The sequence below is a fragment of the Streptomyces sp. Tek67B01 genome, assembly GCF_055231995.1.
In genome coordinates this window covers 3,184,106-3,210,537 of the sequence record NZ_JBUYUY010000001.1, presented here as the reverse complement: position 1 = coordinate 3,210,537, position 26,432 = coordinate 3,184,106, and the positions used below count along the sequence as shown (strand labels likewise).

The following is a 26,432-nucleotide window of genomic DNA, read 5'->3' as shown; positions in this document are numbered from 1 at the left end:
TCAGCTCCTCAGCAAGATCGCGGACGTCGGGACACCCTCGCCCGCCGTCACCAGGCACGTGGCGGCGTCCGGCACCTGGGCGGTGGAGATGCCGCGCAGTTGCTTGACGCCCTCGTTGATCAGGTTGAAGCCGTGCACGTACGCCTCGGACAGGCCGCCGCCGCCGGTGTTGATCGGCAGTCGGCCGCCCATCTCCAGCGCCCCGCCCTCCGTGAAGGCGGCGCCCTCGCCGCGCCCGCAGAAGCCGTACCCCTCCAGGGACAGCGGGATCAGCGGGGTGAACGCGTCGTAGATCTGCGCGACGTCCACGTCCTCGGGCCCGAAGTCGGCCTGCTTCCACAGGTGACGGGCGGCCGTCCACGCCGGACCGGACAGCGGGTCGTCGTTCCAGTAGTTGACCATCCCGTGGTGCTGCGCCGGCAGGCCCTGCGCGACGGAGTGGACGTAGACCGGCTTTTGGCGGCAGTCCCGCGCGCGCTCGGCGGACACGATGACGCAGGCCAGCGCCCCGTCCGTCTCCAGGCAGTTGTCGAACAGGCAGAGCGGCTCGCTGATCATGCGGGAGGTCATGTACATCTCGCGGGTCAGCGGGCGCTCGTACATCACCGCGGCGGGATTCTCGTTGGCCCGGTTGCGGCAGGCCATCGCCACGTTGAAGAGGTGGTCGCGGGTGGCCCCGTACTCGTGCATGTAGCGGCGGGCCAGCATGCCTATCTCGTCCGCCGGGCGCAGCAGCCCGAACGGACGGGTCCACTGCCCGGGGGTGGGCAGCTGCACGGTCGTGTTCTTCCAGGGGCGGGGTCCCGAGCCGCGCTTGCGCGAGCGCCAGGCGACGCCGACGGAGGCCTGGCCGGTGGCGACGGCGGCGGCGAGGTGGCCGACCGTGGCGCAGGAACCGCCGCCGCCGTAGCCGACCTTGGAGAAGAAGGTGACGTCACCGGCGCCGATGGACTTGGCGACCTCGACCTCGTCGGTCTCCTCCATCGTGTACGAGGCGAAGGCGTCGACCTCGGACGGCGCGATGCCGGCGTCCGCGAGCGCCGCGAGGATCGCGCGGCAGGCCAATTCCTTTTCGCTGCCCGGCAGTCGTTTGGCAAAGGCGGTCTGGCCGATGCCGACGATTGCCGTAGCGTCCTTGAGCGTTGCCGCCATCGCCACCTCCGGGTGCGCGCCAGTGCTGACAGCCGCGAAGGCTACAGCTAATCTGACGGATAGTCAGCTACTGGCACCGGGGAGGGCGACGCGCGATGGACGAGGAGCGGCACGAGCAGCACCGACAAGACAGGGACCGACCCACCGACGAGCACTCCGACCCCGCCGCCGCCCGCCGGGGCGACCTGCGCTGGGGCACCATCGGAAGGCTCGTGCGCGACGCCGCCGCCCGCTACGGCGACCGCGAGGCCGTCGCCGACGGCCGCGTCCGCGTGAGCTACGGCCGGCTCGGCGAACGCGTCGAACGCACCGCCGCGGCCTGCCTCGCCGCCGGGATCGAACCCGGCGACCGGGTCGCCGTATGGGCGCCCAACAGCCTCGACTGGATCGTCTCCGCCCTCGGCGCCGTCTCCGCCGGCGCGGTGCTCGTCCCGCTCAACACCCGATTCAAAGGCTCCGAGGCCGCGTACGTGCTCCGACGCAGTCGGGCGCGGCTCCTCTTCATCACGGGCACCTTCCTCGGCACCTCCTACGTCGCCTCCCTGCGCCGCGCCACAGCCGAAGGCAACGGCACCGGCCCCTTGCCCGGCCTACCCCACCTGGAACAGGTCGTCGTGCTCGCCGAAGACGCCCCCGAGGCCTTCCGCACCTGGAAGGACTTCCTGGCCGGTGGCGACCCCGTACCGGCCGAGGCCGTCCGCGAGCGCGTCGACTCGCTCCGCCCCGACGCGCCCTCCGACATCATCTTCACCTCCGGCACCACCGGCAGCCCCAAGGGCGCCGTCATCACCCACGCCCAGACGCTGCGCTGCTACGACGTGTGGAGCGAGCTCGCCGGACTGCGCGAAGGCGACCGCTACCTGATCGTGAACCCCTTCTTCCACACCTTCGGCTACAAGGCCGGGATCATCGCCTGCCTGATGCGCGGGGCGACGATGATCCCCCAGCCCGTCTTCAACGTCGACACCGTCCTCGCGAACGTCGCCGCCGAACGGATCTCCGTCCTCCCCGGCCCGCCCACCCTCCACCAGTCCCTCCTCGACCACCCCCAGCGCGACCACCACGACCTGTCCGCCCTGCGCCTGGTCGTCACCGGCGCGGCCGTCGTCCCGCTCCGGCTCGTCGAGCGACTGCGCGGCGAACTGCGCATCGCCACCGTCCTGACCGCCTACGGGCTCTCGGAGGCCGGCGGCATCGTCACCATGTGCCGCCGCGGCGACCCGCCCGAGGTCATCGCCGCCACCTCCGGGCGCGCCATCCCCGACACCGAGGTACGGATAGCCGACGAGAACGGTGCCCCGGCGCCGGCCGGCACCCCGGGGGAGGTGTGGGTACGCGGCCACCACGTCATGCGGGGGTACTTCGAGGACCCGGACGAGACGCGGCGCGCCATCACCCCGGACGGCTGGCTGCGCACCGGCGACGTCGGGATCCTCGACCCCGCCGGGAACCTGCGCATCACCGACCGGATCAAGGACATGTTCATCGTCGGCGGGTTCAACGCCTACCCCGCCGAGATCGAGCAGCTCCTCGGCCTGCATCCGGACGTCGCGGACGTCGCCGTCGTCGGCGTCCCCGACCCGCGCCTCGGCGAGGTCGGCAAGGCGTACGCGGTCCGGCGCCCCGGCTCCACCCTCACCGCCGACGACCTGATCGCCTGGTCCCGGCGGGAGATGGCCAACTACAAGGTGCCGCGGACGGTGGAGTTCGTGAGCGAGCTGCCGCGCAACGCGAGCGGCAAGGTCCTCAAGAGGGAGCTGCGGACCCGGGTTTGAGGCGCGGTCCAGATGACATCCGGGAGATCACGCGCCCGACCCCGACGGCACTTGACGTCCTACGGTCGCAGAACCGCTGCCGTCAGGCCTTGCCCGTGAGGGACGCCACCACCTGCTTCGTCAGCTTGGTCGCGGCCGGCAGGCCGGTGTCGGTGCTGCTGCTGGCGAGCACGGTCACCACCGCGGTGCCGACCCGCGCGGCCACCAGCGTGTTGCCGCCCTGCCAGGCGGAGCTGGTCAGGGTAATGGTCCAGGCGCCGTCACCCACGCCCGCCAGGGGCTTCTCGGTGACCGTAACCTTGGCGTTGGTGTCGGCGTCGGTGTATTTCGGGCAGGCCTTGGATATCTTGCCCAGCGCGTCCAGCACGGTCGTGGCGGTCGTGCCCCGGTACACGTCGATCTCCTGGGCGAACTCCTCGGAGGAGTTCTTGTTCACGTACGCGTCCTGCGCGAAGGAGACCCCGGTGATTCCGGTGATCTCCGTCCACGCGGTCTTGTCGAGCTTGGCGCAGTCGGGGGTGGGCACCTCTGTGGTGGTCGGCAGTCTGTAGCCGTCACCGGTGTCGCGCGTGGATTCCGGGTCGGCGGTGAAGCCGGTCGCGAAGAACGAGGCAGGCGCGAGCGCCGCCTTGAGCTGCTTGCCCGTCAGCAGGCCCTTGTTGGGATCGGGGGCGGCCGGCGCCGCGGCGGCCGCCGCCAAGCCGGCGGCCTTCGGGGCGATGGTGGAGCAGGCGGTCAGCGCCAGCGGAAGCGCCGCGACGGTGAGAAGCCTGCCGGCGGGGGATATCTGACGCACGGTGTGACTCGACCTCGATGTTCGTGCGTGAGGTACCGGATCGTCCGGCACATCACGGGGTGGTGCCTCGGCAGAGGGCTTCGCGCATCCCATCCGGTTGCCCCCGGCAGGGCAAGGATCCGGCCAATCCTTTGCCGGAGAATGGACAAAATTTACCGGAATGCCGCCGCCAGGGGGCGAAGCGTGCTAAAGCCCACCGGGTGAACCCCCGGCCGGGGCACGGCCGTTCTTGCGGGCCAGTACCAGGCGCCAGCGCGGAGTCCCGTCGGGGCGGCGGCCGAAGTGCTCCAACGGAACGGTCCCGACCGTGAACCCCGCCGTGCGCAGATCGGCGCGGACCGGCCCCCAGGGGAAGGAGCGGTAGTACATGACGAACGGCGGGCGCCACACGGCGTTGCGCACACGCATCGCCGCGTCGAAGCCGGCCACCGCCCACCACAGCGGTGACGTCGGCGGGATCGGCGCCCCGATCGGGAAGGCGAACACGCCGCCGGGACGCAGCACCCGGTGGACGCCCGCGAACAGGGCCGGCCGCTGGGCGGGGAGGAAGTGACCGAAGGCCCCGAAGCTCACCGCCAGGTCGTACGAGTCCGCGAACGCCTCCGGCAGCGCCAGCGCGTCGGCCCGGACGAGATCGGCCCCGTCCGGGAGGTCCCTCGAGGCCTGCCGCAGCATGCCGGCGCTGACGTCCACGCCGGTGACCCGGTCCCGGCACAGCCGCCGCAGCAGCGGCAGACCCGCGCCGGTGCCGCAGCACAGGTCCAGCCCGGAGCCGAAGGACCCTTCGTGCTCCGCCAGGGCCTCTTCGACCGAGTCGAGCATCCGGTCCGGGGTGCGGAACGGCGTCTCGTCGAACTTCGGCGCGAGCAGGTCGTAACCGCGCTCGACGGAGGACAGCGCCTGCACGGCCAGCTCGCGGAGGGTCGGCCCCTGGGAGGTGAACATCCCTCCACCCTAGACGCGTTCTCCCGTTACGGCTGGTGCGCCGCCCGGCCTCACGGGGTCCGCGGCCGGTCCTTCCGCCAGGCGCTGACGCCGAGCCGCCCCGTGGTGCCGAGGTCGAGTTCCGGTGTCACGGTCATGGCCGGAGCCCCGGGCTTCGCCGTCACCCTGGCGTACGGCGCGTTCACGGCCTCGCCGAAGCCGGTGGTGTTGCGCCACGCCAGGGTCGAGCTCGCCGACTCGCCCGGGCCGAGCGTCAACGGGGCGGGCGGTACGTCGCCCGGCAGGCCCGTGGAGATGTCGGCGGTACCGTGGAGGACCTCGATGCCGGTCACCGGCTCGCGGCTCGCGTCGAGGAGTTGGAGAGCGGGGTAGCCGTCGAGCCGGTAGTCGCCGTTGCCGCAATTGGTCAGGTGGAGGCCCACCACGCGCAGTCCCATGGCGGCGTCGCCGTCGTCGGCCGTGATGCGGACCCCGGAGGGCGGGCAGGCGCCCGGCGGGGCGGGCGCCTCGGCGGCCGGGACGGCCCGGACCTTGGAGATCCGCACCTGTGTCCCGGCTCCGGTCCCGGCTCCGGTCCCGGCCCCGGCGCCGGTTCGCGCTCCTGCTCCCGCAGCGGTTCCGGTCGCGCCGGTGGCTCGTTCGACGGTGCGCGTGACGCTCTGACCCGGCCCCACGGACGCCACGGTCTGCCGGACGGTGTCCACGTCCTGGCCGGAGCTGTTCAGGAGGTCGAAGGTGATGGTGTAGGTGAGGGCTTCCGTGCCGGTATTGGTGACCCGGAACGCGGGGTCCGAGGCGGGGGAGGGGCCGCAGGCCGGGTCGATGAGGCTCACGCCGTCGTGGTCCGCGCCGGTGGGCCGGTCAGTGGTCGGGGAAGGGACGCAACTCGGTGCGGCGGAGCCGCCGGCCGTGCCGGAGCGGGCGCTGTGCGTTCCGCATCCGGCGAGGAGCACGGTGGCGGCGAGGGCGCACAGGGCGACCGGGGTTGCGGAGGTGACGGGGCGCATCGGTCCAGGAGATCAGGAGCGGATGCGCGCGGCTGTGACGGAGGCCATGCTTCCGGTCACAGGGCCGTCACAACGACGTGCGGCGGCCGCGGTGGTCCCCCCGGGCCACCGCGGCCGCCGTCCCCCGTACGAGCCCTCGGGTCTCCCCCGTACGCATCCCCCCGTACGCATCCCCGTGGGCTTCCCCCGTACTCCCCCGTACGTTTCCCCCGTACGTGCTGTGCTCGCCTCGGTTACGGGCGCGGTACGGACGCGTGGTTGTCCAGCGTCACGATGTCCGCGTCCGGAGCCTTGTCTTCCTGCCCGAGCAGCGGCGTACCGCCCGAGGCATGGTTGTCCAGCGGCTTGATCTCGATGCCCGACGCGTGGTTGTCGAGCGGTTTGATGTCGCCGTCGTTCGGCAGGGCGTTCTCGTTCGTCGTCATCGTCGGATCTCCTGATGGATGAGTCGGGCCCGTTCGGCGATTCCCCCGTGGATCGCCGAACGGGTAGTCCTCCAGTCGACCTGCGAGTCCCCCGACCCGCCGAGCCGATGTATTCATGATGGCGGGCGGCGATAAACGAACGATGAACGTCTCGTTCATCGGTCTACCGCGCAGGTCAGGCCGCCAGCTGTGAAGCCAGTAACGTACGTACTTCGGCCAGCTCCGCCGAACCCAGTCGTGCGAACACGCTCTCCGCGTCCCGCCAGCACACCCGCGCCCGGTCCCGCTGACCCAGCCGCACCAGGGCCTTCCCCAGCACCGTAAGCACGGTCGCCCGGCGCCACTCGCCGCCGATGCCGCGCAGCGCGATGGCCTGCTCGGCGTGCGAGGCGGCCAGCGTCGGCCGGCCCGCCGCCAGATGCGCTTCGGCGAGCCGGAAGTGCGTCACGCCCTCCCACAGCGGCTGCCGGTTCTCGTGGAACAACGAAAGCGCCTCGCCGAGCTGCTCCAACGCCTCACCCAGCCGACCCGCCTGGGTGAGCGCGATGCCCAGCGCGTAGCGGCCGTTGGCCAGGCGCAGGGTCAGTCCCATCCGGTCGTAGATGGCGATGCCCTGCTGCGCGAGGTCTATGGCACTGGTGAGGCGTCCCAGTTCGACGTGGATACGGGACAGGTTGCACAGGGCGCTGGCCTCGCCCACGAAGTTGGCGTCGGCCCGGAAGTTCGCGATCGCCTCCAGCAGGAACCGCTCGCCGTCGGCGTGCCGCCCCTGGTAGAGCGCGATGATCCCGCGGTCGTTGGGGGCCCAGCAACTGGGCAGCGGGTCGTCCGCCTCGCGGGCCAGGGCCATCGCCCGGCGCGCCTCGTCGTCGGCCTCCGCGAAGCGTCCCGCCACCAGGTGGACCATCGTCAGCGTGGTGCGGGCCCGGCCCTCGGCGTGCGGGTCCCGCACGCCGCGCGCCGTCTCGCAGAGCGCGCGGGCGGCGGACTCGTACTGCTTCGAGTTGGCCCCGGACTCGGTGAGGTCCTTCGCCGCCCACAGCAGGTCCACCGCCCGGCGCAGCACGTCCGGCCGCTCGGCGCCGCGTACGGAGGCCTGCCGGACGCACGCCAGCAGCGGGTCCGCCTCGGCGAACAGCCAGTCCAGCGCGGTGCGCGCCTCGGTGAAGGCCAGTCCCGGGTGGCGGGTGGCGGACATGTGGGCGGGCAGCCGGTCGCCGGGGCGTTCCAGCGCGTACACCCCGGCGGCGGTGGCGAGGTAGAAGTCGAGGAGCCGGTCGAGGGCGGCGGTGCGCCCGCCCGGGGGCTGCTCGTCGCGGTCGGCGCAGGCGCGCGCGTAGAGGCGTACGAGGTCGTGGAAGCGGTAACGGCCGGGCGCGGCGGATTCGAGCAGGGAGCAGTCGACCAACGCTTCGAGGAGGTCCTCGGTGTCGTGCTCGGGCAGGTCCAGCACGGCGGCGGCGGCCGAGAGGGAGATGTCGGGGCCGTCGGCGAGCCCGAGGAGCCGGAAGGCGCGCTGCTGGGCGGGCTCCAACTGGCCGTAACCCAACTCGAAGGTGGCCTTGACGGCCAGGTCGCCGGCTTGGAGCTCGTCCAGGCGACGGCGCTCGTCGGCGAGCTTCGCGGCGAGGACGGAGACGGTCCAGGTGCGGCGGGCCGCGAGTCGGGAGGCGGCGATGCGGATGGCGAGCGGCAGGAACCCGCAGGCGCCGACCACGTCGAGGGCGGCCTGCCGCTCGGCGCGTACGCGTTCTTCGCCCACGATGCGGGTGAACAACTGGAGGGCCTCGTCGGGGCTCATCACGTCCAGGTCCACGAGGTGGGCCCCGGCGAGGCCCGACATGCGGACCCGGCTGGTGACGAGGGCGGCGCAGCCCTCGGTGCCCGGCAGCAGCGGGCGCACCTGGGCGGCGTCGCGGGCGTTGTCGAGGAGGACGAGCACGCGGCGGCCGTCGAGCGTGGAGCGGTACAGCGCGGCCCGATCGGCGGCGGTGTCGGGGATGGTGGTGTCGGGGATGCCCAGCGCGCGCAGGAACGACCCGAGGACGGCGACGGGCTCGGCGGGGCGCGGTTCGGTGCCCTGGAGGTCGACGTAGAGCTGGCCGTCGGGGAAGTGCGGGCGGGCGGCGTGCGCGACGTGCACCGCGAGGGTGGTCTTGCCGACGCCGCCGATGCCGGCGAGCGCGGAGACGGCCATCACCTGGCCCTCGGAGCCGGCCAGGATCTCGCCGAGCTCGTTGACGAAGGGGGTCCGGCCGGTGAAGTCGGGCACGGTGGCCGGTAGTTGCGCGGGTCGGACGGCCACGGGCGTGGCGGCCGGGGCCGGGTCCTCGGCGCGGGCGAGTTCGGCGTCGGCGCGCAGGATGCGCTGCTGGAGCGTGGAGAGTTCGGGACGGGGATCGACACCGAGCTCGTCGGCGAGGAGGCGGCGGGTGTCGGCGTAGACGGCGAGGGCCTCGGCCTGGCGGCCGCTGCGGTACAGGGCGAGCATCAGCAACTCGCGCAGCCGCTCGCGCAGGGGGTGGGCCGCGGTGAGGGCGGTCAGCTCGGAGACGGCCTCCGCGTGGTGGCCGACCTCCAGGTCCAGGTCGAGCCGGGTTTCGAGGAGCTGGAGGCGCCATTCCGCGAGGCGGGTGCGCTCGGTGTCGGCGTGCGGGCCGGGGACCCCGGCGAGAGGTTCGCCGTCCCACAGGTCCAGGGCGCGCGCGAGCAGCGTACGGGCGAGGACGCGGTCCCCGGTGGCGCGGGCCTTGTCGGCGTCGGCCGCGAGGGCGCGGGCGACGCCGAGGTCCAGGGCGGCGGCGTGGTGCAGGCGGATCGCGTAACCACCGGCGTCGGTGACGAGGAGCCCCGGGTCGAGGACCTTGCGCAGGCGTGAGGCGTACGTACGGATCGTGGCGAGGGCCTGCTGCGGCGGCTCCTCGCCCCAGATGGCGTCGATGAGTTCGGGCGCGGTGGCGGTGCGGCCGTCGCGGAGCAGCAGCGCGGCGAGCAGGGCGCGCTGCTGTGGGCTGCCGGAGGGCAGCGAATCGGCGCCGCGCCAGGCGCGGACGGTGCCGAGGACGGCGAAGCGGTTGCCGGCGACGGACTCGGCGGCGACGGACTCGGCGGGGGTGGGGCCGGCGGGGGTGGGCTCGGCGGTGGGGGCGGACGTGGGTGTGCCGGCGGTCGTGGGTGTGCCGGCGGGGCTGGGGGTGTTCCGGGCCGCCTCGGGGCGGTTCCGCTGGTGCGGGATGGCCGGTATGCCGTCCATCTGTCGTCCCCCCTGCCTTCCGTCGGTGTAAGGGCCAGTCTGCCCTGTCTTGCGTCTACCCGTCAGCCCGCAGCGGAGTGATCCCCTCCTGAACGACGCGCAACCAGCTGACGATCCGTCAGATCGACGCTACCGTAGTCGTCATGGAGACCTTCCCGAAGATCATCTCGGTGGACGACCACACGGTGGAGCCCCCTCACGTCTGGCAGGACCGGCTCCCGTCCAAGTACCGCGACATCGGCCCCCGCGTCGTCCGCGCCCCGTTGAAGGAAATGACCTTCCTCGGCGGAAAGTTCGCTCCCGTCATGGGCGCCAAGGGCGATGAGGGGCCCATCGGCGACTGGTGGGTGTACGAGGACCTGCACCGGCCGCTCACCCGCCTCGACACGTCCGTGGGATACGACCGCGACGAGATCAAACTGGAAGTCATCACCTACGAGCAGATGCGCCCGGGCTCCTTCTCGGTTCCCGATCGACTCGCCGACATGGACGTCAACCACGTCCAGTCCGCCCTCTGCTTCCCGACGTTTCCGCGCTTTTGCGGCCAGACCTTCACCGAAGCCGCCGACCGCGAACTGGGGCTGCTCGGCGTGCGGGCGTACAACGACTGGATGGTCGAGGAATGGTGCGGCCCCGACGCCCGGGGCCGTCTCATCCCCCTCACCCTCGTGCCCCTCTGGGACGCCCGACTGGCCGCCGCGGAGGTCCGCCGAAACGCCGCGCGCGGGGTGCGGGCCGTCGCCTTCTCCGAGATACCCCCGCACCTCGGGCTCCCCTCCGTCCACACCGACGACTGGGACCCCTTCCTCCAGGCCTGCGACGAGACCGGCACGGTCATCGCCATGCACATCGGCTCCTCCTCCCGGATGCCGTCGACGTCGGCGGACGCCCCGCCGGCCGTCGGATCCACCATCACCTTCGCCAACTGCTGCTTCTCGATGGTCGACTGGCTGATGAGCGGCAAGTTCGAGCGCTTCCCCAACCTGCGGATCATGTACGCGGAGGGCCAGATCGGGTGGATCCCGTACATCCTGGAGCGCGCGGACGTGGTGTGGGAGGAGAACCGCGGCTGGGGCGGCGTGGCGGACAAGGTCCACCGCCCGCCGTCCGAGCTGTTCGCGGAACACGTCTTCGGTTGCTTCTTCGACGACGCGTTCGGGTTGCGGAACCTCGACGCGATCGGCGTGGGCAACGTCCTCTACGAGACGGACTACCCGCACTCGGACTCCACCTGGCCCAAGTCCCGCGAGGTCGGCGAGGCGCAGATGGGGCACCTCGCGCCCGATGTCGTGGAGCGGATCGTCCGGGGCAACGCCATCGACCTCCTCGGTCTGACCCCGGAGGGGTTGTGGGCGGGGTGAGGGCGGGTTGGGGCAGGTGGGGGCGGGTGAGGATGGATGCCGAGGGTGGGTGAGGGGCCGGCGCGTCGTGTGAGAGGGGTGTGAGGTTCACGCGGTCCGCTCGTGTCAACGCCCAAGGCTCGCAAGTGGGATGGTGGAGCCCGGGGTTTCGGCGGGGTCCGGCCCTTGCGGCGGCGGGGGTGCCAGGGCATGCTTCGCCAGAGCAAAGCGGGGAGCGTGGCGAGGGGTGGCTCGGGTGGACAAGCGGACCGTGGTGACCGCGGTGCTGTGCGGGGTGGCGGCGCTGGGCGCGTCCGCGGCCATGACGACGGTGGTGCCGGCCGCGGACGGGGCGGTGTCGGCGCATCCGAAGTCGGCCCCCTCGGGGACGGCTTCCGCGAAGCCGCCGTCGCGGTCGCAATCGGCGAAGCAACCCCAACTGGCGAAGCCGCCGCGGCCGAGCTCGACACCGGTGACCCCGCGTCCCGGCGGACCGTCCGCCTTCACGGGTGCGCTGTTCGAGGGCGGTCTGGACGGCGACCACTTCTGCACCGCGACCGTCGTGCACAGCCCCGGCCGGAACCTGATCGTCACCGCCGGACACTGCCTGGTGGCGGGCAAGGACGGCGTGGGCAGTGCCCTCTTCGCACCCGCGTACGCGAACGGGAAGGCGCCGTACGGTACGTGGAAGCTCGAAGAGGTCTACGAGGACGAACGCTGGACGGACGACGGGAACGACGACTACGACCTCGCCTTCGCCCGTCTCGCCCCCGACGCGTCGGGCCGCAACATCGAGGACCTCACGGGCGCGGCCGTCCTGGACACATCGGGTCGTACCGGCGAGGAGGTCACGGTGACGGGCTACCCGGCCGACCGCAAGGTGCCCCGCACGTGCACGGCGGTGTCGGTCCGGGAGAAGGCGACCGAACAGCGCTTCGACTGCGCCGACTTTCCGGGCGGGACGAGCGGCAGCGCGTGGATCGCCCGTGACGGGAAGATCGTCGGCATCCTGACGGGCGGCGATACGGACGACGTCTCCACGAGCACGGTGCTGGGGGAGTACGCGGCTTCCCTGTACGCCCGCGCGACGGCGGGCTGAGCGCCGGGACGATTCGGCGCCGGGGCGATTCGGCGGTGGGTGGCCCTTTCCCGGCCGGTCAGGTGGTCAGGTGGTCAGGCGATCAGGCCGAGGTGGACCGGTCCGGTGGAGGCGCGGGCCAGCAGGTCGTTCAGTCGCGGCGGCCACAGCGGCTCCCCGAGCGTGGCCAGCGCGTTCTGGGAGAGCCAGCGCCAGTGGGCCTCGGGGTACTCCGGGACGGGATCGCGGTGGGGGCCGGTGGTGACGTAGATGTGCTCGTGCTGGCGGACCGGTGTGCCCTTGTAGGTGAAGTCGTGCTCCCAGGTGCAGAGCAGTCGCTGCGGCTCCAGGTCGGTCCACCCGGTCTCTTCGCGCAGCTCCCGCCGCACGCACTCCTCGGGGCTCTCGCCGGGGTCGATGCCTCCGCCGGGCGGGAGCCAGTGGATGCCGACTTCGCTGTTGTTCTCTCGGAAGAGGAACACGGATCCAGTCGGGGAGAGTACGACAATCCGCGCTGCCTGACGTGGAGTTCTCATCAGATCATGGTACGTCGGAAGGGTCGGGGCGGTACCTGTGTGGAGCCGGGGTTTTGGGGGGCGGTGTTCCCCCTGGGCGGGGTCGGGTGGTGCTGGGGGCGTCCCGTCAGTCCGCTGTCCTTTCGTGTCGTGCCGGTCGGTCAAGGGCGCTCCTCCTCGTTCCTCGTCGTCGCGTCGCTGCGCGATGGCCTTCGGCCACCCTTGACCGCCCGTCCCGCCCCGAAATGCCAAAAGACTGCCGGAAAGCCCCCAGGGGAGAGGAACGGTCAGGAGGGTCGTGGGGGGGGCCGGTATATCCAGCCTCGCCGGCGTTTGAGGCGCGGGGTCTCGGCGACCCCCACGCGCCGGATCGCTACGCGGTTCCGTTGTCCCGGCTTCCGCCGCCTGGCGTGGGCTGGCGCGCCGTCGCCGTCCCGCAACATCCAGCCCCGCCGGCGTTGAGGCGCGGGGCACGAGGCGGAGCCCCGGAAAGCCCCGAGCGGTCCCGCATATCCAGCCTCGCCGGCGTTTGAGGCGAAGTGTCGGCGACCCCCACGGCGCCGCAGATCCGCGTCCGCCGCTCGGCATGGGCTGGTGCCGTCCCGCACTTCCAGCCTCGCCGGCGTTTGAGGCGCGGGGTCCGGGGCGGAGTCCCGAAAGGCCCCGAGCGCAGCGAGGGGGCCCCGCGGCGTCCGCCGGGATTCGTGCACGCACCTTGCCTGACGGACCGTCAGCTACGACGATGCCTCGAACCGGTACGACGCATCGGCACGGCCCAGACGAAGGCGAGGCGGTCACGGTATGGCGCGCGTGTTCACCGAAGGCCGGCTGGCATACGGGATGCAGCTCCCGATCCAGTCGCAGAGCACCCTGTACGCCGAGCCCTGGGAGGCCGCGGCCACCGCCGACGACCTCGCGCAGGTCGCCCGGGCCGCAGATCGGGCGGGGTTCGGTTACCTCGCCACCTGCGACCACGTGGCCGTCCCGCGCCGCCTCGCCGGGGCGATGAGCACCGTCTGGTACGACCCGGTGGCGACGCTGTCCTACCTCGCCGGGATCACCGAGAACGTCCGGCTGCTGAGCCACGTCGCGATCGTCGGACTGCGCCACCCGCTGGTCACCGCCAAGCAGTACGCCACCCTCGACCACCTCTCGGGCGGCCGGCTGATCCTCGGGGTGGGCGCCGGGCACGTGGCGGAGGAGTTCGAGGTGCTCGGCGTCGACTTCGCGCGTCGGGGGGCGGTGCTGGACGAGACGTTGGACGCCCTGCGCGCGGCCCTCGGCCCGGACGAGTACCCACGGTTCGAGGGCGAGCGGTTCTCCTTCGCGGACCTCGGTCAGTTGCCCCGGCCCGCCCAGGCGCGGATTCCCGTGTGGGTCGGCGGTTCCTCGCCCGCCGCCGTACGCCGGGCCGCCGTGCGCGGTGACGGCTGGCTCCCGCAGGGCGACCCGCGCGCGGAGCTCGCCGGCAAGATCGCCCGAATCAGGGAGCTGCGCGGGGCGGCCGGTGTGGATGGCCCGCTGGAGATCGGTGCGATCACCGAGGCGCTCTACGTCGGCGAGCCCGCCTGGGCCACCGGCCGCCGCACGCTCACCGGCAAGGCGGAGGTGCTCGCCGAGTCCCTGCGGGAGTACGCGGCCCTCGGCGTGGACCAGATCCAGGTGCGTTTCCGCAGTCGCGACCGCTCCGAACTGATCGACCAGATCGCCGTTTTCGGGGCCGAGGTGGCCCCCCTCCTCAACGACTAGGAGCATCGGCATGGGCAAGCTGGAGGGACGCGTCGTCCTCATCACCGGCGCCGCGCGCGGCCAGGGCGAGCAGGAGGCTCGCCTGTTCGCCGCCGAGGGGGCGAAGGTGCTGCTCGGGGACGTGCTGGACGAGCAGGGGGCCGCGGTCGCGAAGGAGATCCGCGAGGAGACCGGCGAGGACCGGGCGCGCTACGTACGGATGGACGTCCGCAGGGAGGAGGACTGGGCGGCCGCCGTCACCGCGGCGAAGGAGGCCTTCGGGCGGATCGACGGCCTGGTCAACAACGCGGGCATCCTGCGCTTCAACGAGTTGACCGCGACCCCGCTGGAGGAGTTCGAGCAGGTCGTGCGGGTCAACCAGGTCGGCGCCTTCCTCGGTATCAGGGCGCTGGCCCCCGAGATCGAGGCGGCGGGCGGCGGGACGATCGTCAACACGTCCTCCTATACGGGCCTGACGGGCATGGCGTACGTGGGCGCGTACGCCGCGACCAAGGCGGCCGTCCTCGGGCTGACGCGCGTCGCCGCGCTGGAACTGGCCGCGAAGAACATCCGGGTCAACGCGATGTGCCCGGGCGCCGTGGACACCCCGATGGCCAATCCGGGGCTGCTGGACCCGGCGGGGATGACCGACGAGGCCCGCGACGCGATGGCGGACCTGTACAAGCGGGTGGTCCCGCTGGGCCGGGTGGGGCGGCCGGAGGAGGTCGCTCGGCTCGCGCTCTTCCTGACCGGCGAGGACTCCTCGTACATCACCGGCCAGCCGTTCGTCATCGACGGCGGTTGGACGGCCGGGGTGAGCGTTCTCTGACCACGGCGGGCACGTTTCCTGATGGTGCGTCAGCTATTGACGCTCCCGGCGCGCGGTGGAACAGTCGGCTTCATCGAATCTGACGCAACGTCAGAAAACTAAGGACGGTGACCCCCTTGGAATTCGGGCTCTTCGTGCAGGGATACGTGCCTGAGGCGCGGTCCAAGGTCGACCCCGAGGCGGAGCACAAGGCGCTGATCGAGGAGACCGAGTACGTCATCCAGGCCGACAAGTCCGGCTTCAAGTACGCCTGGGCCTCCGAGCACCACTTCCTGGAGGAGTACTCGCACCTCTCCGCGAACGAGGTGTTCCTCGCCTACCTCGCCCACGCCACCGAACGCATCCACCTCGGCTCGGGCATCTTCAACCCCCTCGCCCCGGTGAACCACCCGGTCAAGGTGGCCGAGAAGGTCGCCATGCTCGACCACCTCTCCAAGGGCCGCTTCGAGTTCGGCACCGGACGCGGCGCGGGCAGCCACGAGATCCTCGGGTTCCTGCCCGGCATCACCGACATGAACCACACCAAGGAGATCTGGGAGGAGACCATCGCGGAGTTCCCCAAGATGTTCCTCCAGGAGGAGTACGAGGGGTTCCAGGGCAAGCACTGGTCGCTGCCCCCGCGCAAGATCTTCCCCAAGCCGTACGGCAAGGCGCACCCCGCGATGTGGTACGCCGCCGGGTCGCCGTCCTCGTACGCCATGGCCGCGAAGAAGGGTCTCGGGGTCCTCGGCTTCAGCGTGCAGAAGGTCTCCGACATGGAGTGGGTGCTGGAGCAGTACAAGACGGCCATCCAGGAGGCGAAGGCCATCGGGGCCTTCGTCAACGACAACGTGATGGTCACCTCGACCGCGATCTGTGCCGAGACCCACGACAAGGCCGTCGAGATCGCCGTCAACGCGAACATGAACCGGTTCCAGTCGCTGGTGTTCCGCTACCACGACACCTTCCCGCGCCCCGAGGCCATCCCGCAGTGGCCCGAGACCCTGCCCGAGTACAACGCGGAGATCATCGAGCTGCTGATCGCCGAGGAACTGCTGATCTGCGGCGACCCGTCCGAGGTCCGCGCCCAGTGCAAGCGCTGGGAGCAGGCCGGCGCCGACCAGTTGTCCTTCGGCCTGCCGACCGGCGTGTCCTACGAGGACACGATGACGACCGTCAAGCTCATCGGCGAACACGTGATCCCGCACATCGACACGGACCCGGTCCACCGCACGACCCGCTTCCGCCAGGCCGTCTGAGCGGCCCGCCCGCCGGCCGCTCCCGGCCCGGCCCCGCCCCGGCGGGGCCGGAACGTCACGTCACGGAAGAAGGAGCCTCAGCGTCATGCTCGACCACCTGATCAAGGGAGCCACCGTCGTCGACGGCACGGGCGCGCCCGCGCACGTCGCCGACATCGGCATCCGGGACGGGCGGATCGTCGTCATCGGCGAACCCGGCACCGTCACCGAGACGGCCCGCACCGACGAGGACGCCACCGGGCTCGTGTTGACCCCCGGGTTCATCGACCCCCACACGCACTACGACGCCCAGCTGTTCTGGGATCCGTACGCCACCCCTTCCATGAACCACGGCGTGACCACCGTCGCCGGCGGCAACTGCGGCTTCACCCTCGCGCCCCTGAACCCGGACCGCCCCGAGGACGCCGACTACACGCGCCGCATGATGAGCAAGGTGGAGGGGATGGCCCTCGCCGCCCTCGAGGAGGGCGTCGACTGGACCTGGTCCACCTTCGGCGAGTACCTCGACGCCCTGGAGGGGCGGATCGCCGTCAACGCCGGATTCATGGTCGGCCACTGCGCGCTTCGCCGGCACGTCATGGGCGAGGACGCCATCGGAGGACAGCCCACCGAGCAGCAGATGCGACAGATGCTCGACCTCTTCCACGACGCCATGGACGCCGGCGCCTGGGGACTGTCCACCACCCAGTCCTCCACCCACTCCGACGGCTCCGGCGCCCCCGTCGCCTCCCGGCACGCGAAACCGGCCGAACTCCTCGCCCTCTCCCGGGCGGTCGGCGAACACGAGGGCACCCAACTGGAGGCGATCGTCGCGGGCTGTCTCGACCAGTTCTCCGACGAGGAGATCGACCTCTTCGTGGAGATGAGCGCGGCCGCCGGCCGCCCCCTGAACTGGAACGTCCTCACCATCGACGCCTCCGTGCCCGAGCGGGTCCCGCGCCAGCTGATACCGAGCGAGCGGGCCCGTGAGGCCGGTGGCCGGATCGTGGCGCTGACCATGCCGATCCTCACCCCCATGAACATGTCGCTGCGCACTTTCTGCGCGCTGAACCTCATCCCCGGCTGGGGCGAGATCCTCGCCCTGCCCGTCCCCGAGCGGATCGCCGAGCTCCGCGACCCGGACGTACGCGCCGAGATGTTGCGCCGCGCCGACAGCAAGGAGGCCGGGGTCTTCCGCCGCCTCGCCAACTTCGGCCGGTACGTCATAGGGGACACGTACAGCAAGGAGAACGAGGGCCTCTCGGGCCGGGTCGTGAACGACATCGCCGCCGAACGCGGCCTCGACGCCTTCCACTGCCTGGTGGAGATCTGCGCGAACGACGACCTGCGCACGATCCTGTGGCCCATGCCCACCGACAACGACCCGGCGAGCTGGGCGTTGCGCGCCGAGACCTGGCAGCACGAGGACGTGATGCTCGGCGGCTCCGACGCGGGAGCCCACCTGGACCGGATGTGCGGGGCCCCCTACACGACCCGCTTCCTCGGCGACTGCCTGCGCGGCCGCAAGCTGGTGCCGCTGGAGCAGGCGGTACGGATGCTCACCGACGACCCGGCGCGACTGTTCGGACTGCGCGGGCGCGGGCGGATCGCGGAGGGCTTCCACGCGGACCTGGTGCTCTTCGACCCCGAGCGCATCGAGGCCGGCCCCGCGACGCTCGTCCACGACCTGCCCGGGAACAGCCCGAGGCTGGACGCGCGGGCGGTCGGGATCGTGTCCGTACGCGTCAACGGCGTGGAGACCATCCGCGACGACCGGGTGACGGGCGCCACCCCGGGCACCGTGCTGCGCTCGGGCCGTGACACGAGGACGGTGAGCACGCGATGAACGCTCCGCAGAGGCTGTACATCGGCGGCGAGTGGGTGGAACCCGCGGGCGGCCACTACGAGGTCGTCAACCCCGCCGACGAGTCGGTGGTCGGCCTGGCCCCCGAGGCCACCCGCGCCCAGGTGGAGGAGGCGACCCGGGCGGCTGCCGAGGCCTTCGAGGGCTGGTCCCGTACGAAGCCGGAGGAGCGGGCGGCGATCCTGGACCGGGCCGCGGACAACATCCAACGGGAGTACGAGCCGTGGGCGGCGCTCGCGCGGGCGGAGACGGGCGCGCCGACGGGCATCGCGCGCGGCATGCAGGTGGGCGTCGGGGTGGCCCGCTTCCGGCGGTACGCGAAGGGCGCCCTGGAACCGGTGGAACGGGGGCTCCCGCCGCAGGTCACCGAGGCGGGCCCGATGGGCGGCGCGAGCGTGCTCGGCGCGCTGGAGGTGCGCCAGCCGGTCGGCGTCGTCACCTGCGTCACCTCGTACAACAACCCGTGGGCCAACCCGGCGGGGAAGGTGGCCCCGGCGCTGGCCATGGGGAACACCGTGGTGGTCAAGCCGGCCCCGCAGGACCCGCTGTCGGTGTTCAAGATGGCGCAGGCGCTGGACGAGGCGGGCCTACCGGCGGGCGTCGTCAACGTGGTCTCGGGTGCCTCGGTGGAGGTCGGCGAGGCGGCGGTGGACTCCCCGTACGTGGACATGGTGTCGTTCACCGGCTCCACCTCGGTCGGGCAGCGGATCGCCGAGGTGTGCGGCCGCTCCATGAAGCGACAGCTGATGGAGCTGGGCGGCAAGGGCGCGGCGGTGGTGATGGACGACGTGGGCGAGGCCGGCCTGAACGCGGCGGTGTCGGGGATCGGCACCACCTTCTCCTTCTACAGCGGCCAGATCTGCACCGCCCCGACGCGGGTGATCGTGCACCGGTCGGTGTACGGGGCGCTGGTGGAGAAGCTCACCGGCTACCTGGCGTTCATGAAGGTGGGCGATCCGGGGGCCCGGGGCACGGTGGTCGGCCCGGTGATCTCCGCGGCGCACCGGGACCGGGTCGAGTCGTACGTCGAGCTGGGCCGCAAGGAAGGCGGTCGGATCGCGTACGGCGGCGAGCGCCCGGTGGTGGGGGACGGCCGGGGCTTCTACGTGGCCCCGACCCTGCTCGTGGACTGCACGAACGACATGCGGGTGGTGCGGGAGGAGATCTTCGGCCCGGTGGTGGTGGTCGTGCCCTTCGACGGCGGTGAGGACGAGGCGGTGGCGCTGGCCAACGACAGCGACTTCGGTCTGCTGAACTACGTCTGGTCCGGTGACCCGGCGCGTGCCTTCCGGATCGCGCGGCGGCTGCGGGCCGGCGGGGTGGGCGTGAACACCATCGGGCGGAACATGGAGGCACCGTTCGGCGGCTTCAAGGGGTCCGGGGTGGGGCGGGACGTCGGTTCGTACGCGCTGCACGCCTACAGCGAGGTCCAGTCGATCGTGTGGGCGGGGTGAGGTGAGGCGCGGGTCACACGGAAACTTCAAGAGCCGACAAAACGGACACAACTGCGGTTTCCGTATAACGGAAGGTTTTGTCCGACCCCTCTCGACCTAGGGATAGATGCCTGAGCGAACCTTGTATTCCGGTGGCAGATTCCGTGTTTATGGATGGATTCAAAGGTCATTTGGCCCTCTGTCATCCGGAGTCGAAGCCTCCAGATGTGGAAACCGCACCCTCTAACGTCCTGACCCATGACACAGCTGGACGTTCGGCCGACCCAGGCGGCCGCAGAGACGGAGAGCGGTGCCGCCGACGGCGACGTCCGCGGCAAAGGGCTCGGCAAGGGGTCCGTCGGCCTCGTCGGAAGCGCCGTCATCGGCATCTCCACCGTCGCTCCCGTCTACTGCCTGACCTCCACGCTCGGCTCCACGGCCGGCGAGGTCGGCGTCCGGATGCCCGCGGTCTTCCTCGCAGGCTTCCTTCCGATGCTGCTGGTCGCCTTCGCGTACCGCGAGCTGAACAAGGCCGTCCCCGACTGCGGCACCTCCTTCACCTGGACCGTGAAGGCCTTCGGTCCGCGCGTCGGCTGGATGTGCGGCTGGGGCCTGGTGATCGCCACGATCATCGTGCTCTCCAATTTGGCGGGCGTCGCCACCTCGTACTTCTGGCTTCTGGCCGGGCAGATCACGGGCAACGACGCGATAGCCGCCCTGGACCACGACAAGACCGTCCACATCGCCACCTGCCTCACCCTCATCGCCGCCGCGACCGCGATCAGCTACCGCGGCATGACCGCCACCAAGGGCGTCCAGTACACGCTGGTCGGCCTCCAACTGGCCGTCCTCGCGATCTTCGTGACGATGGCCTTCCAGAAGGCCTCCTCCGGCACCTTCGACACGGGGGTGCACTTCTCCTGGCAGTGGATGAACCCCTTCGCGGTCGAGTCCATGGGCGCCTTCACCGCCGGGCTCTCCCTCTCGATCTTCATGTACTGGGGTTGGGACACCTGCCTCACCGCCAACGAGGAGACCATCGGCTCGGCCAAGACCCCCGGCCGCGCCTCGCTGATCGCCATGGTCGTCCTCGTCGGCTCCTACCTGGCCACCGGCATCGCCGCCCAGATGGCCGTCGGCTCCGGCACCAAGGGCCTCGGCCTCGGCAACCCGCAGACCTCCGGCAACGTCTTCGCCGCGCTCGCCGGTCCCGTGATGGGCCCGCTGCTCGGCATCCTGCTCTTCGTCGCCGTCCTCGCCTCCGCCGCCGCCTCGCTCCAGACCACCTTCATCCCGGTGGCCCGCACGGTCCTGGCCATGTCCACGTACGAGGCCCTCCCCGCCTCCTACGCCAAGGTCCACCCGCGCTTCAAGACCCCGGGCCGCGCCACGGTCACGGCCGGTGTCGCGACCGGCGTCTTCTACACCGTGATGTCCCTGGTCAGTGAGAACGTCCTGACCGACACGATCTTCGCGCTCGGCCTGATGATCTGCTTCTACTACTCGCTGACCGCCTTCGCCTGCGCCTGGTACTTCCGGCGCGAGCTGCGCGACTCCGCCCGTGACCTGCTCTTCAAGGGCGTCTTCCCCGTCCTGGGTGGACTGCTGCTGGCCTCCGTCTTCTGCAAGACCCTGGTCGACATGTGGAACCCGGCCTACGGCTCCGGGTCGACCGTCTTCGGTGTCGGCAGCGTCTTCATCATCGGTGTGGGGCTGCTCGTCCTCGGCCTGGTCGTCATGTTCGTCACCGAACGCCGCAGCCCCGCCTTCTTCCGGGGCGAGGTCCTGACGAAGTCGACGCCGGCACTGGTGGTCGAGGACTGAGCGGTCCGGGGGCCGCGCCGGACGCGCCCGAGGGGTGACCCCCGGCGCCGTGGGGTCGTTGGGAGGGGCATGAAGCCCATCAAGCGCAGCCTCACCGCCCTGATCCTCACCGGGGGCGCGGCACTCGCCCTCACCCCCACCCTCGCCCACGCCGACGAGCCCGCCGCCCAGGCGCCCGCGATCACCGAGCGCGTCGGTGACATCGTCGACCACCCTGGACAAGCCGTCCAGGACACCAAGACGGCGGTGGGCGCCACGGCCTCGGCGGCGGGCAGCGCGACCAAGGCCACCGACAACTCCCTCACGGGCGCCGGCTCCGCGCTGACGGCCGGGCTGCCGAAGCCCCCGAAGGTCGGCTGAGCCGACGGCCCCCCCCCGCGGCGGCCGTCGCCGCGGGCGGCCGCTCTCGTTGAGCCTGACATGATCCTCTGGTTACTCAACAACCTCAGTACGTTCGTCCTGGGCATCCTGCTCGTCGGTGGTTTCACGGCCCTCGCGATGGCCGGCAGCGTCGCCGCCCGGCGCCGCTTCCCGCACCTGGCGGCCGGTGAGCACAACGAGATGGTCGGGGTCGCGCTGGGCATGTTCGGCGCGATTTACGGAATCATCCTCGCGTTCGTCGTCGTCACGCTCTGGACGCAGTTGGAGAACACCCAGAACGTGGTCGCGGGCGAGGCCACCGACTTGGCCCTGGTCGTGCGCAGCGCGGAGGCGTTCCCGGCGGCCGACCGTGCCAAGGTGGACCGGGCGGTGGGCGCGTACGTACACGCCGTGGTCGACGTCCAATGGCCGATGATGCGCGACGGCAGACCCAGCTTCGACGCGACCGCCGAGCAGACGCACGCCATGTACACGGCGCTCCAGGCGTACGAACCCGCCGGCCCCCGCAGCGAGACCTTCTACCAGGAGGCCGCGACTCGCCTCAACGACGTCGCGGCGCAGCGCAGGGCGCGCGTCACCATGGCGGAAACCTCACTGCCGACGCTGTTGCAGGTGCTGGTGTACGGGGGCGCGCTGGTGATCCTGCCGCTCACGTTCCTGTTCGGGCTGCGGAGCCTGAAGATGCAGCTGCTGTTCGTGTCGGCGGTGGCGGCGCTCATCGGCTTCAGCCTGCTGCTGGTGATGGTCCTCGACCGGCCGTTCGCGGGGGACCTGAGTGTCAGTCCGGCCCCTTACAAGGAGGCGGCGCCGGCGCAGTTCTGGCCGGCGGGCGGGTAGGGGGCGGGCGCTTCCGGTCGGGTCCCGCGGCTCGTCACCGGCCCTAAAAGCAGGTGCGGTCGCGAACGGCGCGACCTAGCTTGAGGCGGTGAGCAGCGACTATCCATTCGCCGACGGGCACAACCTCGTCTGGGACCTGACCGGTTTCGGCGCCGACGAGGAGATGGTCGAGTCCGTCACCCTGACCCGGGACCAGTTCCTGGCGATACGGCACCTGTTCGCGTTGGGTGACGACCCGTGGATGGTGACGGGCGAGTACCGCGTGGCGCCGGGCCTGTGGCCCCACCTGCGTCAGGCCGTTCCGGGTCTCGGCTTCCAGCGTGATGCGGACTACTACCTCGGCGCCCGTCAGGCCTTGCCTGACGGGCGTTTTTGGCGTCCCGCGGTCGGCGTGACAGCCCCCGGGCCCATTCCGCCGCCCTAGCCGCGGGAGCGTCGGCGTCCCCGGTGGGCGGCTTGGCCGGATGTGACAGAACGGCGTCATTGCCGTCATGCGGGGGCCGGGTGACGATGGGGTCATGTCCACCAACCGCCGCGTCGTCATCGCGGTCTTCCCCGATGTCGACCTCCTCGACGTCACCGGCCCGGCCGAGGTGTTCGCGCTCGCCAACCGGGAGACCGCGGGGCGGGCCGGGTACCGGGTGGAGCTCGCGGGGCCGTCGGCGGGGGTGGTGACCACGTCGGCCGGGGTGCGGCTGGTCGCGGACCTCGCGTTCGGCGATGTGGACGGGGCGCTGGACACGCTGCTGGTGCCCGGCGCCGTGGACGCGCACCCGGACGGGCCGGTCGCCCGGATCGACCGGGAGGTGGTGGCGTGGCTGGGGAGGGTCGCGCCGCTCGCCCGGCGGGTGGCCTCGGTGTGCGTGGGCGCGCACCTGCTGGCCGCGGCCGGGCTGCTGGACGGGAAGACGGTCACCACCCACTGGTCGACCGCGGCCCAACTGGCGGCCGAACACCCGGCGGTGACCGTCGATCCCGATCCGATCTTCGTGCGGTGCGGGAACGTGTGGACCGGGGCCGGGATCAGTGCGTGCATGGATCTCGCGCTGGCCCTGGTGGCCGACGATCTGGGGGAGGAGGTGGCACTGGCGGTGGCCCGGCAACTGGTCATGTACCTCAAGCGGCAGGGCGGCCAGAGCCAGTTCTCCGTCCCGCTCAGCAGGCCGGCCGCCTCCCGCAGGGACATCGACGAACTGCGGACCTACATCGCCGAACACGTGGATGGCGATCTGTCCGCCGCGACCCTCGCGGCGCGAATGTGCCTCAGTGAGCGCCACTTCGCGCGGGTGTTCCGCCAGGAGACCGGCACGACCGCCGCCGCGTACGTCGAGGCCGCCCGGGTGGAGGTCGCCCGTCGCCTGTTGGAGGGCACCGACCAGCCGCTGGAGCAGGTCGCGGCCGCCAGCGGGCTGGGTTCGGTGGAAACCCTCCACCGGGCGCTGCGCAAGCAGATCGGCGCCACCCCGGCGACCTACCGCCGCCGCTTCCGCGTCTCTCTCTGACCGACCGCCGCGTCGGCTCTTCCCGACGGACCACCGCGTCCGCTCTTCCTGACGGACCGGCGCGTGCGCGCCGTGTCCGGTGATTTCCGCTACCGACCCAAGGAGCTTTGCCATGACCGCTTCCACGAGCCTTCGCGACGTGCTGGCCCTCGACGACGCGCTGCCGCGCCTCGCCGACACCACCCTCGTGATGATCGACTTCCAGAACACCTACCGCACCGGTGTGATGGCCCTCGAAGGCGCCGAGCAGGCCCTCGCCGCCGGGGCCCGGCTGTTGGGGGCGGCGCGTGCCGCCGGGATTCCCATCGTGCACATCGTCAACGACGGCGGTGAGGGCACCCCGTACGACATCCGCGCGGAGATCGGCGCGATCAGCGAGGAGGTCGCCCCGATCGAGGGTGAGCCGGTGGTGGTCAAGCAGGTGCCCAACGCCTTCCACGAAACGGAGCTGGACAAGACGCTGCGCGAGGTGGGCGCGGGCAAGGAGTTGGTACTGGCTGGGTTCATGACGCACATGTGCGTCGCCTTCACGGCCGAGGGCGCCTTCCACCGCGGCTACCGTCCCACCGTCGTCGCCGAGGCCACGGCCACCCGGGCGCTGAGTGGACCGGACGGGTCCGTGGTGCCCGCCGCCGCGCTCCGGACGGCCGCGCTGACCACGATCGGGGACCTCTTCGGCGTCGTCGCCCCCACCGTCGCGTCCCTCACCGAATAACAGGTGCCCCGTGGCGCGAGGCCGCGTACCGTCGCCCGCGTGCCCCGCAATCAGAGGAAGTCCCGCCGACTGGTCGCCGACGGGCGCGTGTACATGTGGAGCACCCGCCACAGCCACCGCGCCCCCGACGGCGGCCGGTCCGCGGATTGCCGTCAGACCCTCACGTTGACACCGCACCCGGCCGGCACGGGCGCTCCCCTGCGCATCGTGTTCGCCGAGGGGCCGGACCGCTACGTCCCGGGCGGGGCCTACGTCGGCTCCGGTGACGTGGGCTACGTCCGGGGGGCCTCGTTGAACCTGCACGAGCCGGGCGCCGTCCGGGCGCTGCTCGACGTGGCGACGGCCCGCAGCCGGCTGCCCGGGGGGCGCCGGCCGGTGGAGTTCGACGGCTGGACCCTGCTGGAGGCGGCGGTCGCCGCGCGGGCCGGGGACGCCGGGGACGCCGGCCCCGCAGGCCCGTAGGGCGACAGGACCCCGTGCGGCCTACGGGTCACGCCGCAGCCAGGAGCGGGCGGAGCGGGCCCGCGGCCAAGCGCGTGGTGAGGGCCGGCGCGTGGCGGCGGACGGTGGTGGCCGCCGCGGCGGCCACGACGGCGCCGACGAGGAAGCCGGCGAGCGCGTCGTGGGGGTAGTGCACGCCCACCCAGACCCTGGAGGCCGCCATGAGGACCGCCCCAGCCAGGGCGACGGCGCCGAGCCGCCGTGACACGTGGAGCAGCGCGACGGCGGCCGCGGCGGCGAGCGCGGAATGGTTGCTGGGGAACGACCAGTCGCCCGGTGCCGGGCAGGCTTCCAAAGTGGCGACCCCGAAGGTCCGGCACGGCCGGTCCTCGCGGACCACGAGCTTGAGCAGGGCGTCCACGCCGAAGGCGGCAAGGGTGATCAGCGGGGCCGCGAGGGCGGTGACCGCCGCCGGTGTGGCCGCCCGGCGGGCCCGCCACCAGCCGGCCAGCATCAGCACGGCGAAGAGCGCGAGGCCGTAGGCCGACCAGGCGGCCGTCAGGGAGTTGAGCCAGCCCGGAGCCCGGTGGGCGGCGTCGATGACATCGACGTAGGCCGCGCCGTCGATGTGCGAGCCGTCGTACGCGAGGGTCATCAAGCGGTTCCGTTCTGGTGCTTGCGGGCCCGCCGGGAACGGAGCACTTCGATGACGAGGGGCAGCAGGGACACGGCGACGACCAGGGCGACGATCGGCAGCAGGTACCGGTCGACGTTCGGGATGGAGGAGCCGAGCGCGTACCCGGCGAGGACCAGACCGACCGTCCAGACGAGGCCGCCGACGACCTGCCACAGGGTGAAGACGCGGGCCGGCACCTTCAGGGCCCCGGCCAGCGGGTTGAGGACCGTACGCACCACGGGCACGAAACGGGCCAGGACGATCGCCTTGGCGTGCCCGTACTTGGCGAGGAACTCCTCCGCGCGCTCCGCGCCCTCGTGGAGGCGCTTGGAACGGCTGCGCTCCAGGAGGGCTCCGCCGCCGCGCCGACCGATCAGGTAGCCGGTCTGGGCCCCGGCCAGCGCCCCGACCGCGGAGGCGGCCAGGACCAGGGGCAGCGAGAGGCGCGGATCGCCCTCCGAGCTCCCGGCGCACAGCAGACCGGCAGTGAACAGCAGCGAGTCGCCGGGCAGGAAGAAACCGATCAGCAGCCCGGTCTCCGCGAACATCACCACCGCGATGCCGACGATGCCGAAGGTGGCCAGGAGGGAATGCGCGTCGAGCAGGTTGACCGCGAGGTCGCTCGCGGCGGGGACGGCCGAGGAGGTGGCAACGGCCAAGGAGGTGGCAACGGCCATGGAGGGGGGCCTCTCACTGGGT

General features: G+C 71.8%; 23 protein-coding genes and 1 pseudogene. 15 read left to right on the top strand and 9 right to left on the bottom strand.

Annotated elements, in window-relative coordinates; all coding sequences use genetic code 11:
• Window positions 1-1,152: a lipid-transfer protein gene (locus ACV7NM_RS14305; RefSeq protein WP_463410638.1), complete on the bottom strand. Its 1,152-nt coding sequence runs from the start codon at window positions 1,150-1,152 to the stop codon at window positions 1-3.
• 95 nt (window positions 1,153-1,247) lie between these two features.
• Here ACV7NM_RS14305 and ACV7NM_RS14300 point away from each other — a divergent pair, with 95 nt between their 5' ends.
• Complete coding sequence (locus ACV7NM_RS14300; protein ID WP_463410637.1) at window positions 1,248-2,927, top strand: FadD3 family acyl-CoA ligase; 1,680 nt, start codon at window positions 1,248-1,250, stop codon at window positions 2,925-2,927.
• 82 nt (window positions 2,928-3,009) lie between these two features.
• Here ACV7NM_RS14300 and ACV7NM_RS14295 read toward each other — a convergent pair whose 3' ends face one another.
• The 5 genes from ACV7NM_RS14295 to ACV7NM_RS14275 all read right to left on the bottom strand — a co-directional run bounded on the left by ACV7NM_RS14295 (window position 3,010) and on the right by ACV7NM_RS14275 (window position 9,353).
• A complete protein-coding gene (locus tag ACV7NM_RS14295) occupies window positions 3,010-3,723 on the bottom strand; it encodes a hypothetical protein (RefSeq protein ID WP_463410636.1) in 714 nt (237 codons plus the stop codon).
• Between the two features lie 186 nt (window positions 3,724-3,909).
• Window positions 3,910-4,668, bottom strand: a complete 759-nt coding sequence (locus ACV7NM_RS14290; protein ID WP_463410635.1) for a class I SAM-dependent methyltransferase — start codon at window positions 4,666-4,668, stop codon at window positions 3,910-3,912.
• 50 nt (window positions 4,669-4,718) lie between these two features.
• Window positions 4,719-5,675 carry a DUF4232 domain-containing protein gene (locus ACV7NM_RS14285; RefSeq protein WP_463410634.1) on the bottom strand — a complete coding sequence of 319 codons (957 nt, stop codon included), beginning with the start codon at window positions 5,673-5,675 and terminating at the stop codon, window positions 4,719-4,721.
• A 233-nt stretch (window positions 5,676-5,908) separates the two neighbouring features.
• On the bottom strand, window positions 5,909-6,100 hold the full coding sequence (locus tag ACV7NM_RS14280; protein WP_463410633.1) for a hypothetical protein: 192 nt from the start codon (window positions 6,098-6,100) through the stop codon (window positions 5,909-5,911).
• A gap of 175 nt (window positions 6,101-6,275) precedes the next feature.
• Window positions 6,276-9,353 (bottom strand): AfsR/SARP family transcriptional regulator, encoded by a 3,078-nt coding sequence (locus ACV7NM_RS14275; RefSeq protein ID WP_463410632.1) that lies wholly within the window; start codon window positions 9,351-9,353, stop codon window positions 6,276-6,278.
• Window positions 9,354-9,496: 143 nt separating this feature from the next.
• Here ACV7NM_RS14275 and ACV7NM_RS14270 point away from each other — a divergent pair, with 143 nt between their 5' ends.
• Window positions 9,497-10,714 (top strand): amidohydrolase family protein, encoded by a 1,218-nt coding sequence (locus ACV7NM_RS14270; RefSeq protein WP_463410631.1) that lies wholly within the window; start codon window positions 9,497-9,499, stop codon window positions 10,712-10,714.
• Window positions 10,715-10,949: 235 nt separating this feature from the next.
• Window positions 10,950-11,792, top strand: a complete 843-nt coding sequence (locus ACV7NM_RS14265; RefSeq protein ID WP_463410630.1) for a trypsin-like serine peptidase — start codon at window positions 10,950-10,952, stop codon at window positions 11,790-11,792.
• A gap of 74 nt (window positions 11,793-11,866) precedes the next feature.
• On the opposite strand, the gene ACV7NM_RS14260 is transcribed toward ACV7NM_RS14265, so the two are convergent.
• Window positions 11,867-12,253 carry an NUDIX domain-containing protein gene (locus tag ACV7NM_RS14260; RefSeq protein ID WP_463410629.1) on the bottom strand — a complete coding sequence of 129 codons (387 nt, stop codon included), beginning with the start codon at window positions 12,251-12,253 and terminating at the stop codon, window positions 11,867-11,869.
• An 834-nt stretch (window positions 12,254-13,087) separates the two neighbouring features.
• Here ACV7NM_RS14260 and ACV7NM_RS14255 point away from each other — a divergent pair.
• From ACV7NM_RS14255 to ACV7NM_RS14200, 12 genes and pseudogenes are all read left to right on the top strand, one after another.
• The gene (locus tag ACV7NM_RS14255; RefSeq protein ID WP_463410628.1) at window positions 13,088-14,035 is read left to right on the top strand and encodes an LLM class F420-dependent oxidoreductase; all 948 of its coding nucleotides are present in this window, start codon (window positions 13,088-13,090) and stop codon (window positions 14,033-14,035) included.
• 10 nt (window positions 14,036-14,045) lie between these two features.
• On the top strand, window positions 14,046-14,843 hold the full coding sequence (locus ACV7NM_RS14250) for an SDR family NAD(P)-dependent oxidoreductase (protein ID WP_463410627.1): 798 nt from the start codon (window positions 14,046-14,048) through the stop codon (window positions 14,841-14,843).
• Between the two features lie 116 nt (window positions 14,844-14,959).
• Window positions 14,960-16,081 (top strand): LLM class flavin-dependent oxidoreductase, encoded by a 1,122-nt coding sequence (locus ACV7NM_RS14245; RefSeq protein ID WP_463413942.1) that lies wholly within the window; start codon window positions 14,960-14,962, stop codon window positions 16,079-16,081.
• 61 nt (window positions 16,082-16,142) lie between these two features.
• Window positions 16,143-17,906, top strand: a pseudogene (locus tag ACV7NM_RS14240) (N-acyl-D-amino-acid deacylase family protein); the annotation flags it as partial.
• Window positions 17,903-19,378, top strand: a complete 1,476-nt coding sequence (locus ACV7NM_RS14235; RefSeq protein WP_463410626.1) for an aldehyde dehydrogenase family protein — start codon at window positions 17,903-17,905, stop codon at window positions 19,376-19,378. The pseudogene ACV7NM_RS14240 and the gene ACV7NM_RS14235, both read left to right, overlap by 4 nt.
• Before the next feature lie 237 nt (window positions 19,379-19,615).
• Window positions 19,616-21,181, top strand: a complete 1,566-nt coding sequence (locus ACV7NM_RS14230; RefSeq protein ID WP_463410625.1) for an APC family permease — start codon at window positions 19,616-19,618, stop codon at window positions 21,179-21,181.
• Window positions 21,182-21,250: 69 nt separating this feature from the next.
• Complete coding sequence (locus ACV7NM_RS14225; RefSeq protein ID WP_463410624.1) at window positions 21,251-21,541, top strand: hypothetical protein; 291 nt, start codon at window positions 21,251-21,253, stop codon at window positions 21,539-21,541.
• A 60-nt stretch (window positions 21,542-21,601) separates the two neighbouring features.
• Window positions 21,602-22,399: a bestrophin-like domain gene (locus ACV7NM_RS14220; protein WP_463410623.1), complete on the top strand. Its 798-nt coding sequence runs from the start codon at window positions 21,602-21,604 to the stop codon at window positions 22,397-22,399.
• 88 nt (window positions 22,400-22,487) lie between these two features.
• Complete coding sequence (locus tag ACV7NM_RS14215; RefSeq protein ID WP_463410622.1) at window positions 22,488-22,823, top strand: hypothetical protein; 336 nt, start codon at window positions 22,488-22,490, stop codon at window positions 22,821-22,823.
• A 94-nt stretch (window positions 22,824-22,917) separates the two neighbouring features.
• Entirely contained in the window at window positions 22,918-23,901 is a 984-nt protein-coding gene (locus ACV7NM_RS14210; RefSeq protein ID WP_463410621.1) for a GlxA family transcriptional regulator, read from the top strand.
• 112 nt (window positions 23,902-24,013) lie between these two features.
• Window positions 24,014-24,616 (top strand): isochorismatase family protein, encoded by a 603-nt coding sequence (locus ACV7NM_RS14205; RefSeq protein ID WP_463410620.1) that lies wholly within the window; start codon window positions 24,014-24,016, stop codon window positions 24,614-24,616.
• A 39-nt stretch (window positions 24,617-24,655) separates the two neighbouring features.
• A complete protein-coding gene (locus tag ACV7NM_RS14200; protein WP_463410619.1) occupies window positions 24,656-25,078 on the top strand; it encodes a hypothetical protein in 423 nt (140 codons plus the stop codon).
• A gap of 28 nt (window positions 25,079-25,106) precedes the next feature.
• Here the strand turns inward: ACV7NM_RS14200 and ACV7NM_RS14195 are convergent, their stop codons facing one another.
• Window positions 25,107-25,712, bottom strand: a complete 606-nt coding sequence (locus tag ACV7NM_RS14195; RefSeq protein ID WP_463410618.1) for a phosphatase PAP2 family protein — start codon at window positions 25,710-25,712, stop codon at window positions 25,107-25,109.
• Window positions 25,712-26,410 carry a DedA family protein gene (locus ACV7NM_RS14190; RefSeq protein WP_463410617.1) on the bottom strand — a complete coding sequence of 233 codons (699 nt, stop codon included), beginning with the start codon at window positions 26,408-26,410 and terminating at the stop codon, window positions 25,712-25,714. Before ACV7NM_RS14190 ends, ACV7NM_RS14195 begins: the two co-directional genes overlap by 1 nt.
• Window positions 26,411-26,432 lie beyond the last annotated feature (22 nt).

Bases quoted from the DNA above. Each gene is read 5' to 3' on its own strand.
- ACV7NM_RS14220 (WP_463410623.1), top strand. From the start codon at position 21,602: ATGATCCTCTGGTTACTCAACAACCTCAGTACGTTCGTCCTGGGCATC.
- ACV7NM_RS14290 (WP_463410635.1), bottom strand. From the start codon at position 4,668: ATGTTCACCTCCCAGGGGCCGACCCTCCGCGAGCTGGCCGTGCAGGCG.
- ACV7NM_RS14305 (WP_463410638.1), bottom strand. From the start codon at position 1,152: ATGGCGGCAACGCTCAAGGACGCTACGGCAATCGTCGGCATCGGCCAG.
- ACV7NM_RS14190 (WP_463410617.1), bottom strand. From the start codon at position 26,410: ATGGCCGTTGCCACCTCCTTGGCCGTTGCCACCTCCTCGGCCGTCCCC.
- ACV7NM_RS14270 (WP_463410631.1), top strand. From the start codon at position 9,497: ATGGAGACCTTCCCGAAGATCATCTCGGTGGACGACCACACGGTGGAG.
- ACV7NM_RS14225 (WP_463410624.1), top strand. From the start codon at position 21,251: ATGAAGCCCATCAAGCGCAGCCTCACCGCCCTGATCCTCACCGGGGGC.
- ACV7NM_RS14300 (WP_463410637.1), top strand. From the start codon at position 1,248: ATGGACGAGGAGCGGCACGAGCAGCACCGACAAGACAGGGACCGACCC.
- ACV7NM_RS14210 (WP_463410621.1), top strand. From the start codon at position 22,918: ATGTCCACCAACCGCCGCGTCGTCATCGCGGTCTTCCCCGATGTCGAC.
- ACV7NM_RS14205 (WP_463410620.1), top strand. From the start codon at position 24,014: ATGACCGCTTCCACGAGCCTTCGCGACGTGCTGGCCCTCGACGACGCG.
- ACV7NM_RS14280 (WP_463410633.1), bottom strand. From the start codon at position 6,100: ATGACGACGAACGAGAACGCCCTGCCGAACGACGGCGACATCAAACCG.
- ACV7NM_RS14275 (WP_463410632.1), bottom strand. From the start codon at position 9,353: ATGGACGGCATACCGGCCATCCCGCACCAGCGGAACCGCCCCGAGGCG.
- ACV7NM_RS14230 (WP_463410625.1), top strand. From the start codon at position 19,616: ATGACACAGCTGGACGTTCGGCCGACCCAGGCGGCCGCAGAGACGGAG.
- ACV7NM_RS14250 (WP_463410627.1), top strand. From the start codon at position 14,046: ATGGGCAAGCTGGAGGGACGCGTCGTCCTCATCACCGGCGCCGCGCGC.
- ACV7NM_RS14285 (WP_463410634.1), bottom strand. From the start codon at position 5,675: ATGCGCCCCGTCACCTCCGCAACCCCGGTCGCCCTGTGCGCCCTCGCC.
- ACV7NM_RS14235 (WP_463410626.1), top strand. From the start codon at position 17,903: ATGAACGCTCCGCAGAGGCTGTACATCGGCGGCGAGTGGGTGGAACCC.
- ACV7NM_RS14195 (WP_463410618.1), bottom strand. From the start codon at position 25,712: ATGACCCTCGCGTACGACGGCTCGCACATCGACGGCGCGGCCTACGTC.
- ACV7NM_RS14255 (WP_463410628.1), top strand. From the start codon at position 13,088: ATGGCGCGCGTGTTCACCGAAGGCCGGCTGGCATACGGGATGCAGCTC.